Genomic DNA, 16,684 nt, shown 5'->3' with positions numbered 1-16,684 from the left:
GAAGATGTCAATGCAAGTAATGCGCGGCTGGGCTGCTCGGCACGTGTCCTGGATGGGCCTGTTGGGCCTGCTGGGGGCCGCTGTGCAGGAAGCGCAGGCCGGCGACTACGACGGCTCGCCCCAGGTCGCCGAATTTGTCGGTGAGATGACCCGTGACTATGGTTTCGCCGGTGAACAGCTGATGGGCGTGTTCCGCGAGGCCCAGCGCAAGCAGGCAATTCTCGACGCCATCTCCCGGCCCGCCGAACGCGTGAAGCAGTGGAAGGAATATCGCCCGATGTTCCTGACCGACGCCCGTGTGGCGCGTGGTGTGGACTTCTGGCGCCAGCACGAAGCCGTACTGGCCCGCGCCGAGCAGGAATACGGGGTTCCGGCCCAAGTGATCGTGGCCATTATCGGCATCGAAACCTTCTACGGCCGCAACACCGGCAGCTACCGGGTGATCGACGCCTTGTCGACCCTGGGCTTTGATTACCCGCCGCGCGCCGGAATTTTTCCGCAAAGAGCTGCGCGAGTTCCTGTTGTTGGCCCGTGAAGAGCAGGTCGACCCGTTGACCCTCAAGGGTTCCTACGCCGGGGCCATGGGCTTGCCGCAGTTCATGCCGAGCAGTTTTCGCGCCTACGCCGTGGATTTCGACGGTGACGGCCATATCAATATCTGGAGCAACCCCGATGACGCCATCGGCAGCGTCGCCAGCTACTTCAAGCGTCACGGTTGGGTAGCCGGCGAGCCGGTGGTGATTCGCGCCGATGTGACCGGTGACCGCGCCGACGAAGGCCTGACCCAGGGTATCGAGCCCGTCAAGACAGTGGGGGAGTTGCGGGCGCTGGGCTGGTCGAGTCAGAATGCGCCACGCGATGATATGCCGGTGACGGCGTTCCGCCTCGAAGGCGAAAATGGCCCGGAATATTGGATGGGCCTGAAGAATTTCTACGCAATCACGCGTTATAACCGCAGTGTGATGTACGCCATGGCCGTGCATCAGCTGTCAGACATGCTGGTCCAAGCACGGGGCGTCAAGTAATGCCGGTATCACCGATGTACAAACCCCTGAAGCTGGTGGCTTACGCCGCATTGTCGTTATTGGTGGTCAGTTGCTCCACCAGTCGTGCACCGGTGCAAAAGTCCGGTGGCACGGCCATCCGCTCTCAACCGGGGCTGGATATCAACCGCGCCCACAAAGACGGCGCGCCGTGGTGGGATGTGGATGTGTCGAAAATCCCGGATGCCACGCCGACCCTGCACACCGGTCCTTACAAGGCCAACCCTTATACCGTGCTGGGCAAAAACTACTTCCCGCTGCAAGACTCCAAGACCTACGTGCAATCGGGTACGGCGTCCTGGTACGGGACCAAGTTCCATGGCCAGAACACCGCCAACGGCGAAGTGTATGACCTGTACGGCATGAGCGCGGCGCACAAGACCCTGCCACTGCCCAGCTATGTACGCGTGACCAACCTGGACAACAACCGCTCGGTGATCCTGCGGGTCAATGACCGTGGGCCGTTCTATTCGGACCGGATCATCGACTTGTCCTACGCCGCCGCGAAGAAGCTTGGTTATGCCGAGATCGGCACGGCGCGGGTGAAGGTTGAAGGTATCGACCCTGCCCAGTATTGGGCCCAGCGTGGCAAGCCGGCGCCGTTGATGCTCAACGAACCGCAAACCCCGCAACCACAAGTTACCGCCTCGGCCGGCAAGATCGAGCAGTGGACACCGCCACCGGCGCAGCATGCCCCGGACACGGTCGTCATCCCCCATGCAGCGCCGGGAGCCTCTACCGTGGGCGGCCAGTACCTGCAAGTGGGCGCTTTCGCCAACCCTGACGCGGCAGAGCTGTTAAGGTCCAAGCTCAGCGGAATGGTCAGTGCGCCGGTGTTTATCAGCTCTATTGTGCGTAACCAGCAAACCTTGCACCGTGTGCGCATGGGGCCGATCGGCTCGCCGAGCGAAGTTGCACAAGTGCAGAACAGTGTGCGCATGGCCAACCTGGGGCAACCCAGCGTGGTCACCGCCGAATAAGCAGTACAAAGGATTGATGGCTCAGGCTCGCATGCGGGTTTGAGCCTTGGTTGTTGGCTCGTTGAACAATAAAAACCCAGGGGCAAGGGGTGGGCGTACAACCGAACACGCGACAGTCTGGCGACGGGCTGTCTGAATAGTTTTGCCCGCGAGGGCAAGTTTCCATAAGCAATTTCGAGAGACGGATGAACATCACCACCTTAGCCAAACGCACGTGCCTGCTTCTTTCGCTGATCATCACCCCGGCCGCCTGGGCGGTTGAAATGGTGCCAGCTTCCCCGCAACTGGCTGCCAAGGCCTGGGTCCTGATGGACGCCGCCAGCGGCAACGTGCTGGTGGAGAACAACGGTGACCAGCGCCTGCCCCCAGCCAGCCTGACCAAGCTGATGACTGCCTACATCGCGACCCTGGAAATCCGTCGCGGCCAGATCGGTGAAAACGATCCGGTGACCGTCAGCGAAAACGCCTGGCGCACCGGCGGTTCGCGGATGTTCATCAAGGTCGGTTCGCAGGTGACTGTCAGCGACCTGCTGCACGGCATCATCATCCAGTCCGGTAACGATGCCAGCGTGGCCTTGGCCGAGCACATCGCCGGCAGCGAAGACGCGTTCGCCGACATGATGAACAAAACCGTGGCCGACCTGGGCATGACCAACAGCCACTTCATGAACCCGACCGGCCTGCCGAATCCGGAGCACTACTCTTCGGCTCACGACATGGCCATCCTGGCCCGCGCGATCATTCGTGTCGACCCGGTGCACTACGCGATCTACTCCCAGAAAGAGTTCTTCTGGAACAACATCAAGCAACCTAACCGCAACCTGTTGCTGTGGCGTGACAAGACCGTCGATGGTCTGAAAACCGGTCACACCGACGAAGCCGGCTACTGCATGGTGTCGTCCGCTGTCCGTGACGGCCAGCGCCTGATTGCCGTGGTATTCGGTACCAACAGCGAGCAGGCCCGTGCGGCCGAGACGCAGAAGCTGCTGACCTATGGCTTCCGTTTCTTCGAAACCCAGACCTTCTACCAGAAAGGCACCGAGCTGGCTCAAGCCCCTGTGTGGAAAGGCGCGACCCATCAAGTCAAGGCCGGCCTGGCTGAAGACCTGACCTTGACCATGCCTAAAGGCCAGCTCAAGAAGCTGGTGGCCAGCATGACCATGAACCCGCAGCTGGTCGCACCGATCGCCAAGGGCGATGTCATCGGTAAGGTCGAAGTGAAGCTGGACGACAAGGTGGTGCACAGCGCCGACCTGATCGCTCTGGACGCCGTCGACGAAGGTGGTATCTTCCGACGCGTGTGGGATAGCATCCGTCTATTCTTCTACAGCTTGTTCAACTGATAGTGTGCACCTGCATGACCCCGCGCTGATCCGGCGCGGGGTTATGCCCGTCGCCACGGCTTACGCTTACGAGGCCGTTACGCCATGACCGATACCGAAGTAAAGGCGCCAAAGATCGAATTCCCAAACGTGGACTATCCCGTCAAGGTGATCAGCGATACGGGTGTGGGCAACAAAGACAAGATCATCGAGATCGTCAAGAAACACGCGACGATCAACCATGACCGTGTGGATGAGCGTCAAAGCACCAACGGCAAGTACACCACCATTCAGTTGCACATCGTTGCAACTGACCAGGACCAGCTCTACAACATCAACAGCGAACTGCGGGCCACCGGCTTCGTGCACATGGTGTTGTGATGTCACAGACCCTGGGCTTTCGCGAGCTCGGCCAAATGGCATATGAACCGGTGTGGCACGCCATGCAGCGGTTTACCAACGAGCGCGGCACCGAAGCCCCGGATGAAATCTGGCTGGTGGAACACCCGCCGGTTTTCACCCAGGGCCAGGCCGGCAAGGCCGAGCATTTGTTGCTGCCGGGAGAAATCCCGGTGGTGCAGGTCGACCGCGGCGGGCAGGTGACTTACCATGGCCCAGGCCAATTGGTGGCTTATCTGTTGCTGGACGTGCGCAGGCTGGGTTTTGGCGTACGTGAGCTGGTCAGTCGCATGGAGTCATGCCTGATCGAGTTGCTGGCCAGCTACGGTGTGACCGCAGCGGCCAAGCCGGATGCTCCGGGGGTTTACGTAGAGGGCGCGAAAATCGCCTCCCTGGGCCTGCGGATTCGCCACGGCTGTTCCTTTCACGGCCTGGCCTTGAACGTGGACATGGACCTGGCGCCGTTTCGACGGATCAATCCCTGCGGTTACGCCGGTTTGGCGATGACCCAGTTGAGCGATCACGCAACACCACTAGAATTTGCCGAGGTAAGTGCCCGGCTGCGCGCGCAGCTCGTCAAACACCTCGACTATGCTGAGCAGACGACCCTAACGGGCGGAATCGACTGATTATGACTACTGATGCAGTGCAAACCATGATCCCGACGCTGGATGTTACCGAGCGTCCGGCCCCGCGTGCCAAGGTAGAAGCCGGCGTCAAGCTGCGCGGCGCCGAGAAGGTTGCACGCATCCCGGTGAAGATCATTCCGACCACCGAACTGCCGAAAAAGCCTGACTGGATTCGCGTGCGTATCCCGGTTTCGCCGGAAGTCGACCGCATCAAGGCCCTGCTGCGCAAACACAAGCTGCACAGCGTCTGCGAAGAGGCGTCTTGCCCGAACCTGGGCGAGTGCTTCTCCGGTGGCACCGCGACCTTCATGATCATGGGTGACATCTGCACCCGTCGTTGCCCGTTCTGCGACGTTGGCCACGGCCGGCCGAAGCCGCTGGACGTCAACGAGCCGGAAAGCCTGGCCATCGCCATCGCCGACCTGAAACTCAAGTACGTCGTGATCACCTCGGTAGACCGTGACGACCTGCGCGACGGCGGTGCCCAGCACTTTGCCGACTGCATCCGCGAGATCCGCAAGCTGTCGCCGAACGTGATGCTCGAAACCCTGGTGCCGGACTACCGTGGCCGTATGGACGTGGCGCTGGAAATCACCGCCGCCGAGCCGCCGGATGTGTTCAACCACAACCTGGAAACCGTACCGCGTCTGTACAAGGCTGCGCGTCCGGGTTCGGACTACCAGTGGTCGCTGACCCTGCTGCAGAAATTCAAGCAGATGATGCCGCACATTCCGACCAAATCCGGCCTGATGCTGGGCTTGGGCGAAACCGACGAAGAAGTGATCGAAGTCATGAAGCGCATGCGCGAACACGACATCGACATGCTGACCCTCGGCCAGTACCTGCAGCCGTCCCGCAGCCACTTGCCAGTACAGCGCTTCGTGCACCCGGACGTGTTCGCCTGGTTTGCCGAAGAAGGCTACAAGATGGGCTTCAAGAACGTCGCTTCCGGCCCGCTGGTACGTTCCTCGTACCACGCCGACGAGCAGGCGAAACTGGTCAAGGCCAGCCTGGTGTCCTGATACGCGGAACGCCGGACACTGCAGGACCCTTGTGGGAGCAGCGGGCTTGGATGGGAGCGGGCTTGCTCGCGAATGCGTTGGATCAGTTGACCTATTCGGTGACTGACTGACCGCTTTCGCGAGCAAGCCCGCTCCCACCCAAGCCCGCTCCCACATTTGCTACTGACTCTTCCTCTTCTGTTTGCAACCATTGCTGTTTAGAGTGCCTTGGGCAATCCACACGAGGAGAACCATGGATGACGACTCAACTGACCACTTGTGCGGTGCCTGCGCTGCGCGCCGAAGGCGTGATCGGGCTGATTGCCCCTGCCGGGCCGGCCGAGCTGGATATCGACAAGGCCACGCAATGGATGCGCGCCCGGGGCTACACACTGCGGATCTTTCCGGGCGTGAGCCAGCGTGATGGCTATCTCGCCGGCAGTGATGACGTACGCCTTAATGACCTGCACGCGGCGTTTGCCGACTCGACCATCGACGCGATTTTCTGCCTGCGCGGCGGCTACGGCACCCCACGCCTGCTGGACCGCCTGGACTTTGACCTGCTGCGGGCCAACCCCAAGCCATTCGTAGGCTACAGCGACATCACCGCCTTACACCTGGCGATCAACCGCTACGCCGGTTTCGTCACCTTCCATGGGCCGATGTACAACGCTGACCTGTTAGGCGAAAAGCAACAACCTACCGAGTCGTCGCTGTTCAGTATGCTGCGGGGGCAAGTGAAAGCCGGTAGCCAGCTGACTCACCCGGTGGCCTACCCGCTGACCACCGTCGAGCCAGGCATCGCCTGTGGGCGTCTGCTGGGCGGCAATCTATCAATGATCGCAGCGGTGATGGGCACGGCGTATGAGATGGACGCCGAGGGCATCATTCTGTTTATCGAAGATGTTAACGAGCCGTTGTACCGCATTGATCGGTTGCTCACCCATTTGCGCCTGGCCGGCAAGCTGGCTCAGGTGGCGGGTGTGGTGGTGGGGGATGTGGCTGGGGTTGATAGCCTTGCGCTTGAGCGCTTGCTGAAGCAGACCTTCGAGCCGTTGTGCATTCCTGTGCTGTCCGGCTGGCGCAGTGGGCACTGCAATCCGAACCTGACCTTGCCGATAGGCGCGAGGGTGCGGTTGGATGCGGGGGAGAGGCGGTTGGTGTTGGAGCAGGATGTGGTGTTTAAGGTTTAAGATTTCTGTTGCTTCTTAAGGCCTCATCGCAGGCAAGCCAGCTCCCACATTGACCGCGTACATCATGAACGACGCGGTCAAAGGTGGGAGCTGGCTTGCCTGCGATGGCGGTAGTCGCCATACGCCGATCTATCGGCTTTGCAGTGACTCCAGCAACTTCACCGTCGGATACCCGTCCGCCGGCCAGCCCAGGGATTGCTGTGCCGCACGAATCGCCTTGCGGGTATTGGCGCCAATGATCCCGTCCGGGTTGCCCGCATCGTAACCATGGGCACTGAGCACCGTCTGCAAATCAATCCGCTGTGAGCGGGTCAACGGCAGCTCATCTTTCGGCCAGCTCCCACGAATCAAGCCACCCCCGCCGAACCGTTCCGACAGCAAACCGACCGCCAACGCATAGGACGACGAGTTGTTGTACTTGAGGATCGCGCGGAAGTTATCCAGCACCAGGAACGCCGGGCCACGATAGCCGGCGGGCAGCAGCAGGGCCGCGGAAAGCTGGTCCACGTTGGCCGGCACACTGGCGCCAGGCGGCACCTGGATTCCCAGTTTCAACCATTCGCCTACAGTTTTACGCACGCTGCCATCGGCCAGGGCGTAATCGAAGTTCAACGGCAGTTGCTGCACCTCAAAACCCCACGGCTGGCCTTTCTGCCAACCGGAGCTTTGCAGGTAGTGCGCGGTGGAGGCGAGGGCGTCGGCCGGGCTGTTCCAGATATCCCGGCGACCGTCACCGTCGAAGTCCACGGCGTGGGTGTTGTAGGTGGTCGGAATGAACTGGGTCTGGCCCATGGCCCCGGCCCAGGAGCCTTTCATCTGGTCAGCAGAGATATCGCCGTGCTGGATGATTTGCAGTGCTGCCAGCAATTGGGCCTGGGCGAATGCCGGGCGACGGCCTTCATATGCCAGGGTCGCCAAGGAGCGAATCACCGAGTTGTTGCCCTGGAACTGGCCGAAGTTACTTTCCATGCCCCACACCGAGACCAGTGCCTGGCGGTCGACGCCATAACGGTCCTCTATGCGTTGCAGAGTGTCAGCGTATTTCACCAGCAGCGACTGGCCATTGCGCACGCGCAGCGGCGACAGGGCGCCATCGAGGTATTCCCACACCGGGCGCGAGAACTCCGGCTGGCTGCGGTCGGCACGGATCACCGCCATATCGGGGACGACATTGGCAAAGGCTGTGTCGAAAACCTGGGGCGTGATACCGGCCTTCAGGGCTTCCACGCGAAAGCCGGCCTGCCATTCGGCAAACGTCTGGGTCGGCTGGATATCAAGGTTGTCCACCGCCAGTGGCGCAACGACGGCAGGCGCAGCTACCGGTGCAGTCTGGAGCGGGGGCAGGGGTTGAGCATCGGCGGCGGTGGGTTTTTCCGCGCAGGCGACTAACAGAATGAGGCTGGAGGCAGCGATCAGTTGGCGAAGGTGCCAACGACGGGAAAGACTAGAGGGCATGCACAGGTCCAGGGAGTACGAATCAGGTACAGACCTTATCATGCCAGAGGGGCGCTTGCCTTCAGGCAGCCAGAAAGTAAGAAGCCTCCCAGCTATTAGACTGGAAGGCTTCGCGGCGGTAGCTGCCTTTGCCTTTGCCGGCTCGTTCCTGGCGACTGCGGAACAACGGCTGGGCGATGATGGATTTGGCCTTGTTGGGGCCATGCTTGGATGGCTTTTTGCTCATGATAGGTACTCTTTGGCGGGTTGGTGATGCGGTGCGAATCATCGGCCGAAGTTTGGATTCTGTCCAGCCCGGCGAGACGTAGGACTATTCAGCAGGCAGCGCCAAGCGCTGTCCTGACATCAAAAGTGACAAACGACTCAAGCTCATCCAGGGCGATCCCGCCGCCTGGCCCTTGATCTGCGCGTCAATGCGCTGGGCTTCCAGCAGCAATTGCGCCCAGCGTTGCGCCGAGTGCCGTTGCAGGGCTTTGCTGATCAGCGGTTTGCGTTTGTCCCATACCGGTGGCCGTGCTTGGCTGAAGGCCTTGTCCAGCGGGATGCCTTGGCTGTATTGCAGGGCAATATTGGCCAGCAGGCGTAATTCCCGGGCCAGGGCCCAGAGAATCACCGGTGGCTCGACGCCTTCGCCGCGCAGCCCTTCGAGCATGCGCAGGGCGTGGGCGGGTTCGCCGTTGAGGATCGCATCCACCAGACCAAACACGTCAAAGCGCGCGCTGTCAGCCACGGCGCCTTGTACGGTTTCGACAGTGATCTGGCCGCCTTCTGCCATCAGCTTGAGCTTTTCGATTTCCTGGGCGGCGGCCAGCAGGTTGCCTTCCACTCGCGCCGCGATCAGCTCTACGGCGTCCTGGCTGGCACTCAGCCCGGATTGCGACAGGCGCTGACGGATCCACTGCGGCAGCTGAGTGCTGTCCACTGGCCAGATCTGTATGAATTGGGTCTGGCCGCCTTCCACCAGCGCCTTGCCCCACTTGGTTTTCTGCGCGCTGCCATCCAGCTTGGGCAGGCTGATCAGCAGCAACGTGTCTTCGGCAGGGCGTGCGCAGTATTCCATCAATGCCGCCGCGCCTTTGTCGCCGGGCTTGCCCGAAGGCAGGCGCAGTTCCAGCAGGCGTTTCTCGGCAAACAGCGACATGCTCGCCCCGGCTTGCAGCAGCGTCCCCCAGTCGAAACTGGCATCGGCGCTGAACACCTGGCGTTCATCGAAGCCCTGTTGACGGGCGGCCGTGCGGATCGCGTCCGCAGCTTCCTGGCAGAGCAAAGGGTCATCACCGCTGACGATGTAGACGGGCGCGAGGCTGCCTTGCAGGTGCTTGGCGAGTTGGGCGGGGGCAAGTTTCATAGGCAGGGCGAACGGGGCGCCAGGGGCGCCCCGTCTGGCTTACTCAGCTGGGACTTCGACAGGCGATTGTTTCGGCTGGCTGTTTTCATACTCTTGCGCCGCTTTCAGCGCATCGGCATCTGCCTTGGCCTTGTTATCTGCCGTTTGCTGCAGTTGATCCAGTTTTTCCGGGGTGATCAGCTGCAGGCGCAGAAGCATGCGCTGTACGAGCTCACGACGCATTTCCTTGCGCACCTGGATGGTTTCGGAGTCCGAGCCCACCAGGTTGTTGCCGTCGTGGCTCACGACTTTCTGTACCTGGATTTTGTCGCCCATCAACGGCAGGTGGTCGTGGCCCTGGATTTCGAAGAAGAGCGTGGTGCTCAGCTCGATGTCCGAAGCACGCCCGGCACTGGCATAGCTGAGGTTGCGCTGCTCTTCTTTCTCATCCAGCAGGTTCAGTTTGTAAGCCGCGCCTGAATAGACTTTGACACCACTGTTTTCCAGGACCTGGCGCAGCTGTTGAACGGTCTCGCCGTAGGAGTTACGGGCGGTGACGTCCAGTTCCTTGATCGCCAGTTCGGTGTGGCCGGTGCCGCGCAGCTGGAAGCCGCAAGCGCTCAGTAGCACGGCAAGGCCCATAACCAGCAGATTGCGTTTGATCATTTTGATGCTCCCCTTGAAACCATGTGGGCCTTATCGAGGCCCTGGAGGTTTTGTTCGGCGCCAAGGTAATGCCCTGGCGCCCGATCCGATTAGCTAGCGACGATATTGACCAGTTTGCCGGGCACCACGATCACTTTGCGGATCGTCAGGCCTTCGGTGAAGCGCAGCACGTTCTCATTGGCACGGGCGGCGGCTTCGACTTCTTCACGGCTGGCGCTGGCTGGCATGTCGATCTGGCCACGCAGCTTGCCGTTGACCTGAATCACCAGTTGCAGCGTGTCCTGTACCAGGGCGCTGTCATCCTGTACCGGCCAGCCGGCATCGATGACTGCGCCGCTGTGGCCCAAACGGCTCCACAGGTCGTGGCAGATGTGTGGCGTGATCGGTGCCAGCAGCAGGGTGACCGTTTCCAGGCCTTCCTGTACCAGCGCGCGGTCCTGTTCGGTGACCTGCGGTGCTTTTTCCAGCACGTTCATCAGCGTCATCACCTGGGCGATGGCGGTGTTGAATTTGTGGTGCTGGCCCACATCCTGGCTGGCGTGCTTGATAGCCAGGTGGGTGCTACGGCGAATGGCTTTTTGCTCATCGCTCAAGGCTGCAACGTCCAGTTTGCCCGGCAAGCCCTGGCTGACATGGGCGTGCGCCAGGCGCCAGACGCGCTTGAGGAAACGGTGCGAACCCTCTACGCCGGAGTCGGACCATTCCGCGCTCATGTCGGGCGGCGAGGCGAACATCATGAACAGGCGGCAGGTATCTGCGCCGAACTGGTCGATCATCGACTGTGGGTCGACGCCGTTGTTCTTCGACTTGGCCATCTTCTCGGTGCCGCCGATTTCCACCGGCAGGCCGTCGGAGATCAACTTGGCACTGATCACTTTGGCCTTGCTGTCACGCACCAACTCGACGTCCGCCGGGTTGAACCAGGTGTAGGCACCATTGGCTTCGCGACGGTAGTAAGTCTCGGCAATCACCATACCTTGGGTCAGCAGGTTCTTGAACGGCTCGTCGGAGCTCACCAGGCCTTCGTCACGCATCAGCTTGTGGAAGAAGCGCGCGTACAGCAGGTGAAGGATGGCGTGTTCGATGCCGCCGATGTACTGGTCTACCGGCAACCAATGGTCGGCCGCGGATTTTTCCACCAGGCCGCCTTCATAGTGCGGCGAGGCGTAGCGGGCGTAGTACCACGAGGACTCCACGAAGGTGTCCATGGTGTCGGTTTCACGCTTGGCCGGGGCGCCGCAGTTCGGGCAGGTGCACTCGTAGAATTCTGGCATGCGCGCCAAGGGCGAACCGGCGCCGTCCGGCACTACATCTTCCGGTAACACGACGGGCAGTTGGTCTTCCGGCACCGGCACGTCACCGCAGGTTTCGCAGTGGATGATCGGGATCGGGCAGCCCCAGTAGCGCTGGCGGCTGATGCCCCAGTCACGCAGGCGGAACTGGGTGCGCGAGGCACCGAGGTTTTTCTTGATCAGCGCGACTTCGATAGCGTCGAAGGCGCCTTCGAAATCCAGGCCGTCGAACTCGCCGGAGTTGATCAGGGTGCCATGCTCGCCGTAGGCGTCTTGCCACGGGGCCGGGTTGGTGTCACCGGAGCTGGTGCGCACCACGGACTTGATGGGCAGGCTGTACTTGGTGGCGAATTCGAAATCGCGTTCGTCGTGGGCTGGCACGGCCATTACCGCGCCATCGCCGTAGTGCATCAACACGTAGTTGGCGACCCACACCGGCAGCTTCTCGCCGGTCAACGGGTGCTCGACGAACAGCCCGGTCGGCAAGCCTTTTTTCTCTTGAGTGGCGACGTCGGCTTCGGCCACGCTGCCGCCTTTGCATTCGGCGATGAACGCCTGTAGCTCAGGGTTGTTCTGTGCGGCCTGGGTGGCCAGCGGGTGCTCAGCGGCCACGGCGACGTAGGTCGCGCCCATCAGGGTGTCCGGACGGGTGGTGAAGACTTTCAGTACGCCTTCGGCGCCGATGGAGTCGACGTTGTACGGGAACTGCACTTCCATGCCCTTGGACTTGCCGATCCAGTTGCGTTGCATGGTCTTGACCTGCTCGGGCCAGCCCGGCAAATCGTCGAGGCTCGACAAGAGTTCATCCGCATAGGCGGTGATCTTGAAGTAGTACATCGGGATTTCGCGTTTTTCGATCAGCGCGCCCGAACGCCAGCCGCGGCCGTCGATCACTTGTTCGTTGGCCAGCACGGTCTGGTCCACCGGGTCCCAGTTCACCGTGCCGCTCTTCTTGTAGATCACGCCTTTTTCGAACAGGCGAGTGAACAGCCATTGTTCCCAGCGGTAGTAGTCGGGCTTGCAGGTGGTCACCTCGCGGGACCAGTCCACCGCCAGGCCCAGGCTGCGCAGTTGGGTCTTCATGTAGGCGATGTTTTCGTAGGTCCACTTGGCGGGCGCTACGTTGTTCTTCATCGCGGCGTTTTCCGCCGGCATGCCGAAGGCGTCCCAACCCATGGGTTGCAGGACGTTCTTGCCCAGCATGCGCTGGTAGCGGGAAATGACGTCGCCGATGGTGTAGTTGCGCACATGCCCCATGTGTAGCTTGCCGCTGGGGTAAGGGAACATCGATAGGCAATAGAAAGTCTCCTTGCCTGGCTGTTCACTGACTTCAAAGGACTTTTGCTCATCCCAGAACGACTGGGCGGCATTTTCTATTTCACGGGGCTGATATTGTTCGTGCATGGCTACTTTTGAACTGAATAGGGGTGGCCTAATCCTCTTCGGTGCAACGTTCAGGTTGATCGACACCAAAAAGCGGCGCGTCCGTGCCCAAACCCTGCGGGAAGTGGAGTTACAGGAAGCGCCGTAGCATACATGACCCCACTCTATCGAGGGAAACCCTGATTGCGCGGCCGAGGCCGTTGGTCGCGGCGTCAGGCAGGCGGGGCCAGCAGGACTACGCTGTTTATTGGGGAGTGAGTCTTATCTTCAATGAGGTGAGGGATGGTTGATTTGCAGAGAACTTTAACGAAACCGCAGGTGTACGAAGGACTGATCGACCGTTTGGGTCGAGCACTGGATGCAGCAAAAACCGCAGGCCGATTGTGTGATGAGCGGCCTCTGGAGTTGGAACTGCGTGGCTTGAGCCAGGCAGAGCTGGACGTGATCAAGGTGTATCTGGAGTTAAATGAGCATCGCGCGCCCCATGGCATGGCCTCCCCGCCAGCCCAGGAGGTTTCGCGCTCGGCCAAGGTGGTATGGCTCAAGGATCTGTCGGCCGGTCGCGGCCCGGAAAAACTCCGGTCCGTGCGTTTCAAGTGAAGTACCGCGTTAGTGATCTGTAGCCTTCTCAACGTTTGTTCTTGTAAAGATTGTCGCTAAACCTCGTTACACCTTAGGCTTCGGGCATCTTTGGAGATGCCCGATGCCTATTCGTTATTTCATTAAACAATTGTTGTTGCCGCCCGGCATTCTGTTGCTGTTGCTGGCGCTTGCCTGGTGGTTTCGTCGCAGCCGGCCGCGACTGGCGGCGGTGGGCTTTGCCCTGGGGTTCGGCGGGATGTGGTTGATGAGCCTGCCGGTGGTGGTGCAGTGGGGGGCCAAGGCCCTGGAGACCGAGCCGCCTTTGGCGCGTGACGAATGGGCAACCCTGGCGCAGCGGGCTGATGCCATTGTGGTATTGGGGTCCGGGCGTGAACGCGGGGATCCGGCGTGGGGCTCCGATCAGCCGACGGGTATCGGTCTTGAGCGCCAGCGCTATGCGGCCCGCTTGGCCAAGGCTTCGGGTTTGCCGGTGCTGACCAGCGGTGGCTTGCACTACGGCACGCCACCAAGCGAGGCGGAGGTGATGGCGGTGTCGATGCAGGATGACTTTGGCGTGAGCGTACGCTGGAAGGAAGAACGCAGCCGTACCACTTGGGAAAACGCGCAAATGAGTGCAGAGATTCTGCTGCCCCAGGGGATCAAACGTGTGGTCGTCGTAACCCAGGCCTGGCACATGCCGCGTTCGCGCTGGAGCTTCGAAAAGGCCGGGTTTACGGTGGTTCCGGCGCCGGTGGGATTCCTGGGCCTGGACAACGCCCGGCCACTGGGTGGCTGGATGCCGGAATTCAAGTCAATCTGGCAGAGCGGGCAGTTGCTGAATGAAGCAGTGGGGCAGGTGGGCTACCGGATGTTTTACAGGTAATACCGCCGGTCAAATGTGGGAGCGGGCTTCTGTGGGAGCCGGGCTTGCCCGCGATGCAGGCACCTCGGTGTGTCAGTTACACCGAGGTGATGCTATCGCAGGCAAGCCAGCTCCCACATTTATTCGAGTATTTCTATTAAACCGTTTTCGACATCCGGCCCGCCAACAGCGCCCAGCCAAACAGGCCAAGGCACAGGATGATCAACGGCCACGAGCGCCATTCCAGATACGGCGTGAGGTTGTGCATCGGCACCACTTCACCGTAGAGAATCCCGCGTTCAAACTGCGGGATCTGCACGGTAATCTGCCCGTACGGGTTGATCAGGCCGGTCACGCCATTGTTGGTGGCGCGAATCATCCAGCGACCGGCTTCCAGGGCGCGCATCTGGGCCATCTGCAAATGCTGCAGCGGGCCGATGGAGCGGCCGAACCAGGTGTCGTTGCTGATGGTCAGCAACAAATCGCTACGGGCCGACAGGCCGGCGGCGAACTCCGGGTACACCACTTCATAGCAAATGAAAGGCGCAATCTGATAGCCCTTGGCTTGCAGCAAAGCCTGGTCGGACGGCCCGCGGGCGAAGTCCGACATCGGCAGGTCAAAGAATGCGATCAAGCCGCGCAACATGTCCTGCAGCGGCACGTACTCGCCAAACGGCACCAGCTTTTGCTTCAGGTAGGTGCCGTCGCCTTCGCCCACCACCGTGATGCCATTGAAGAAGCGCTTCTGGTGGTGCACTTCCTGGCGAATCGGCACGCCGGTGATCAGTGCGGTGTGCCGGTCGGCAGCGAACTTGCCCATCATGCCCAGGTAACCCTCGACGGATTCCTTGAGCACCGGCACAGCGGTTTCCGGCCATACCAGCAGGTCGACGGGCTTGGAGCTGAAGCTCATGTCGCGGTACAGCGCGAGCTGCGCATTCAACTGCTCGGGGTCCCACTTCATGCTTTGTTCGACGTTACCCTGGACGGCCGCCACGGTCAGCGGCGCGCCAGAGGGGCTGGTCCAGGCGTGATGCTTGAGTGCCAGGCCGATGACCCACGGCGCCACCAACAGCAGCAAGCCGGCACCGATGAACAGGTTGCGCTTACCCGCCAGCAGGCGCGGCAGGTTGCAGATCAGAGCGGCGGTCAGCGCCAGGGCAAAGGAAATCAGCCACATGCCACCCAGCGGCGCAAGGCCGGTGAGGGGGCCGTCGAGCTGGCTGTAACCGGAGTAGAGCCAAGGAAAACCGGTGAGGAACCAGCCGCGAAACGCTTCCTGGCCAACCCACAGCGCCGCGAAGGCCAGGGCGTCCGCCAGTGGTGCTTCGTTGCGACGCAGCCAGCGCGCCCACAGCCAGGCGGGCAGGGCAAAGAACCAGGCAATGGCCGCCGTAAACGCCAGCATCAGCATGCCAGCCAGCAGCACCGAAGCGCCGCCGAAGTGGTGAATGCTGTAGTAGATCCAGCTGGTACCGGCGCCAAACAGGCCGAAGCCGAAACACCAGCCACGCCACAAGGCCTGGCGCGGTGTCAGTTCACGCAATCCCGCATAAAAGAACCCGGCCGCCACCAGCGCAAACGGCCAGAGATCGAACGGCGCCAGCGCCAGGGTGGTGATGGCGCCGGCCACCACGGCCAGCAGGTTACCGGGCCAGCCGGGTGCAATCATACGGCGCATGTCAGTCCTTAGCGGGCAATAGGTGTCAGGCGAATCAGATGGATCCTGCGGCTATCAGCATTCAGGATGCGGAAGCGGTAAGCACCGATCTCGGTGGTCTCGTTACGTTTTGGCAGATGCCCGAACGCACTCATCACCAGGCCGCCAACGGTATCGAACTCATCGTCGGAGAATTCGCTGTCGAAGAACTCGTTGAAGTTCTCGATCGGCGTCAGGGCCTTGACCAGGAAATCACCGCTGGGCAGCGGCTTGATGTAGCTGTCTTCTTCCACATCGTGTTCGTCTTCGATGTCGCCGACGATCTGTTCCAGCACGTCTTCGATGGTCACGAGGCCGGCCACACCGCCGTATTCGTCGATCACGATGGCCATGTGATTGTGGTTCGCACGAAATTCGCGCAGCAGCACATTCAGGCGCTTGGATTCGGGGACGAAGGTGGCAGGACGCAGCAGGTCCTTGATGTTGAAGCTGTCGCCGTTCTCCTTGAGGATCAGCGGCAGCAGGTCCTTGGCCAACAGGACACCCATGACGTCGTCATGGCTTTCGCCGATCACCGGGTAGCGCGAGTGCGCCGAATCGATAACGGCCGGGAGGAATTCCCGTGGGGTCTGGGTCGCCTTGATGCTGACCATCTGCGAGCGCGGAACCATGATGTCCCGCACTTGCAAGTCAGCGACCTGGATGGCGCCTTCGACGATGGCCAGCGCTTCGCTGTCCAGCAACTTGTTCTGATGTGCCTCGCGCAGCAGCTCCAGCAGCTCCTGGCGGTTTTTCGGCTCGTGGGCAAAGGCCTGGGTGAGTTTCCCCAGCCATGACTTTTGCCCGTTGCTCGATCGGTCTTCGCTCATAGCGATTACTCTAAATCCTTT

15 protein-coding genes and 1 pseudogene are annotated in these 16,684 nt (G+C 61.1%); 9 read left to right on the top strand and 7 right to left on the bottom strand.

Annotation, left to right across the window (positions count from 1 at the left end):
* Positions 1-10: 10 nt before the first annotated feature.
* The 7 genes and pseudogenes from mltB (at position 11) to JFU58_RS13215 (ending at position 6,567) form a co-directional block, all read left to right on the top strand.
* A pseudogene (mltB, locus tag JFU58_RS13245) lies at positions 11-1,025 on the top strand (lytic murein transglycosylase B).
* Positions 1,025-2,023 carry a septal ring lytic transglycosylase RlpA family protein gene (locus tag JFU58_RS13240; protein ID WP_063026906.1) on the top strand — a complete coding sequence of 333 codons (999 nt, stop codon included), beginning with the start codon at positions 1,025-1,027 and terminating at the stop codon, positions 2,021-2,023. The pseudogene mltB and the gene JFU58_RS13240 overlap by 1 nt, the downstream one beginning before the upstream one ends.
* A gap of 185 nt (positions 2,024-2,208) precedes the next feature.
* Positions 2,209-3,366: a D-alanyl-D-alanine carboxypeptidase family protein gene (locus JFU58_RS13235; protein ID WP_017476252.1), complete on the top strand. Its 1,158-nt coding sequence runs from the start codon at positions 2,209-2,211 to the stop codon at positions 3,364-3,366.
* An 84-nt stretch (positions 3,367-3,450) separates the two neighbouring features.
* Complete coding sequence (locus JFU58_RS13230; protein WP_003215438.1) at positions 3,451-3,726, top strand: DUF493 domain-containing protein; 276 nt, start codon at positions 3,451-3,453, stop codon at positions 3,724-3,726.
* Positions 3,726-4,373 (top strand): lipoyl(octanoyl) transferase LipB, encoded by a 648-nt coding sequence (gene lipB / locus JFU58_RS13225; protein ID WP_017476251.1) that lies wholly within the window; start codon positions 3,726-3,728, stop codon positions 4,371-4,373. Before JFU58_RS13230 ends, lipB begins: the two co-directional genes overlap by 1 nt.
* A 2-nt stretch (positions 4,374-4,375) precedes the next feature.
* Positions 4,376-5,395 (top strand): lipoyl synthase, encoded by a 1,020-nt coding sequence (gene lipA / locus JFU58_RS13220; RefSeq protein ID WP_003215441.1) that lies wholly within the window; start codon positions 4,376-4,378, stop codon positions 5,393-5,395.
* Positions 5,396-5,631: 236 nt separating this feature from the next.
* Positions 5,632-6,567: a S66 peptidase family protein gene (locus tag JFU58_RS13215; RefSeq protein ID WP_201140876.1), complete on the top strand. Its 936-nt coding sequence runs from the start codon at positions 5,632-5,634 to the stop codon at positions 6,565-6,567.
* 129 nt (positions 6,568-6,696) lie between these two features.
* On the opposite strand, the gene JFU58_RS13210 is transcribed toward JFU58_RS13215, so the two are convergent.
* From JFU58_RS13210 to leuS, 5 genes are all read right to left on the bottom strand, one after another.
* Positions 6,697-8,022, bottom strand: a complete 1,326-nt coding sequence (locus JFU58_RS13210) for a lytic murein transglycosylase (RefSeq protein ID WP_093204755.1) — start codon at positions 8,020-8,022, stop codon at positions 6,697-6,699.
* Between the two features lie 61 nt (positions 8,023-8,083).
* Entirely contained in the window at positions 8,084-8,248 is a 165-nt protein-coding gene (gene arfA / locus JFU58_RS13205; RefSeq protein ID WP_003176285.1) for an alternative ribosome rescue factor ArfA, read from the bottom strand.
* A gap of 84 nt (positions 8,249-8,332) precedes the next feature.
* Positions 8,333-9,370 carry a DNA polymerase III subunit delta gene (holA, locus tag JFU58_RS13200; RefSeq protein ID WP_201140875.1) on the bottom strand — a complete coding sequence of 346 codons (1,038 nt, stop codon included), beginning with the start codon at positions 9,368-9,370 and terminating at the stop codon, positions 8,333-8,335.
* 39 nt (positions 9,371-9,409) lie between these two features.
* Positions 9,410-10,015, bottom strand: a complete 606-nt coding sequence (locus JFU58_RS13195) for an LPS-assembly lipoprotein LptE (RefSeq protein ID WP_017476246.1) — start codon at positions 10,013-10,015, stop codon at positions 9,410-9,412.
* A gap of 89 nt (positions 10,016-10,104) precedes the next feature.
* Entirely contained in the window at positions 10,105-12,711 is a 2,607-nt protein-coding gene (gene leuS / locus JFU58_RS13190) for a leucine--tRNA ligase (protein WP_063026913.1), read from the bottom strand.
* Between the two features lie 261 nt (positions 12,712-12,972).
* On the opposite strand from leuS, the gene JFU58_RS13185 reads away from it, so the two are divergent.
* Both JFU58_RS13185 and JFU58_RS13180 read left to right on the top strand, forming a co-directional pair.
* Complete coding sequence (locus JFU58_RS13185; protein ID WP_063026915.1) at positions 12,973-13,290, top strand: hypothetical protein; 318 nt, start codon at positions 12,973-12,975, stop codon at positions 13,288-13,290.
* A 103-nt stretch (positions 13,291-13,393) separates the two neighbouring features.
* Positions 13,394-14,155 carry a YdcF family protein gene (locus tag JFU58_RS13180; RefSeq protein WP_201140874.1) on the top strand — a complete coding sequence of 254 codons (762 nt, stop codon included), beginning with the start codon at positions 13,394-13,396 and terminating at the stop codon, positions 14,153-14,155.
* Positions 14,156-14,291: 136 nt separating this feature from the next.
* On the opposite strand, the gene lnt is transcribed toward JFU58_RS13180, so the two are convergent.
* Both lnt and JFU58_RS13170 read right to left on the bottom strand, forming a co-directional pair.
* The gene (gene lnt, locus JFU58_RS13175; RefSeq protein WP_201140873.1) at positions 14,292-15,815 is read right to left on the bottom strand and encodes an apolipoprotein N-acyltransferase; all 1,524 of its coding nucleotides are present in this window, start codon (positions 15,813-15,815) and stop codon (positions 14,292-14,294) included.
* An 8-nt stretch (positions 15,816-15,823) separates the two neighbouring features.
* The gene (locus tag JFU58_RS13170) at positions 15,824-16,663 is read right to left on the bottom strand and encodes an HlyC/CorC family transporter (protein WP_003215451.1); all 840 of its coding nucleotides are present in this window, start codon (positions 16,661-16,663) and stop codon (positions 15,824-15,826) included.
* Between the last annotated feature and the right edge of the window lie 21 nt (positions 16,664-16,684).

Source organism: Pseudomonas sp. TH34, assembly GCF_016650865.1.
Lineage (GTDB): Bacteria > Pseudomonadota > Gammaproteobacteria > Pseudomonadales > Pseudomonadaceae > Aquipseudomonas > Aquipseudomonas yamanorum.
This window is presented reverse-complemented; position numbering and strand designations above follow the sequence as displayed.

Coding starts and splice junctions, on each gene's coding strand:
- leuS (WP_063026913.1), bottom strand. CDS start 12,711: ATGCACGAACAATATCAGCCCCGTGAAATAGAAAATGCCGCCCAGTCG.
- lipA (WP_003215441.1), top strand. CDS start 4,376: ATGACTACTGATGCAGTGCAAACCATGATCCCGACGCTGGATGTTACC.
- JFU58_RS13240 (WP_063026906.1), top strand. CDS start 1,025: ATGCCGGTATCACCGATGTACAAACCCCTGAAGCTGGTGGCTTACGCC.
- JFU58_RS13235 (WP_017476252.1), top strand. CDS start 2,209: ATGAACATCACCACCTTAGCCAAACGCACGTGCCTGCTTCTTTCGCTG.
- lnt (WP_201140873.1), bottom strand. CDS start 15,815: ATGCGCCGTATGATTGCACCCGGCTGGCCCGGTAACCTGCTGGCCGTG.
- lipB (WP_017476251.1), top strand. CDS start 3,726: ATGTCACAGACCCTGGGCTTTCGCGAGCTCGGCCAAATGGCATATGAA.
- JFU58_RS13195 (WP_017476246.1), bottom strand. CDS start 10,015: ATGATCAAACGCAATCTGCTGGTTATGGGCCTTGCCGTGCTACTGAGC.
- JFU58_RS13215 (WP_201140876.1), top strand. CDS start 5,632: ATGACGACTCAACTGACCACTTGTGCGGTGCCTGCGCTGCGCGCCGAA.
- JFU58_RS13230 (WP_003215438.1), top strand. CDS start 3,451: ATGACCGATACCGAAGTAAAGGCGCCAAAGATCGAATTCCCAAACGTG.
- arfA (WP_003176285.1), bottom strand. CDS start 8,248: ATGAGCAAAAAGCCATCCAAGCATGGCCCCAACAAGGCCAAATCCATC.
- JFU58_RS13170 (WP_003215451.1), bottom strand. CDS start 16,663: ATGAGCGAAGACCGATCGAGCAACGGGCAAAAGTCATGGCTGGGGAAA.
- holA (WP_201140875.1), bottom strand. CDS start 9,370: ATGAAACTTGCCCCCGCCCAACTCGCCAAGCACCTGCAAGGCAGCCTC.
- JFU58_RS13180 (WP_201140874.1), top strand. CDS start 13,394: ATGCCTATTCGTTATTTCATTAAACAATTGTTGTTGCCGCCCGGCATT.
- JFU58_RS13185 (WP_063026915.1), top strand. CDS start 12,973: ATGGTTGATTTGCAGAGAACTTTAACGAAACCGCAGGTGTACGAAGGA.
- JFU58_RS13210 (WP_093204755.1), bottom strand. CDS start 8,022: ATGCCCTCTAGTCTTTCCCGTCGTTGGCACCTTCGCCAACTGATCGCT.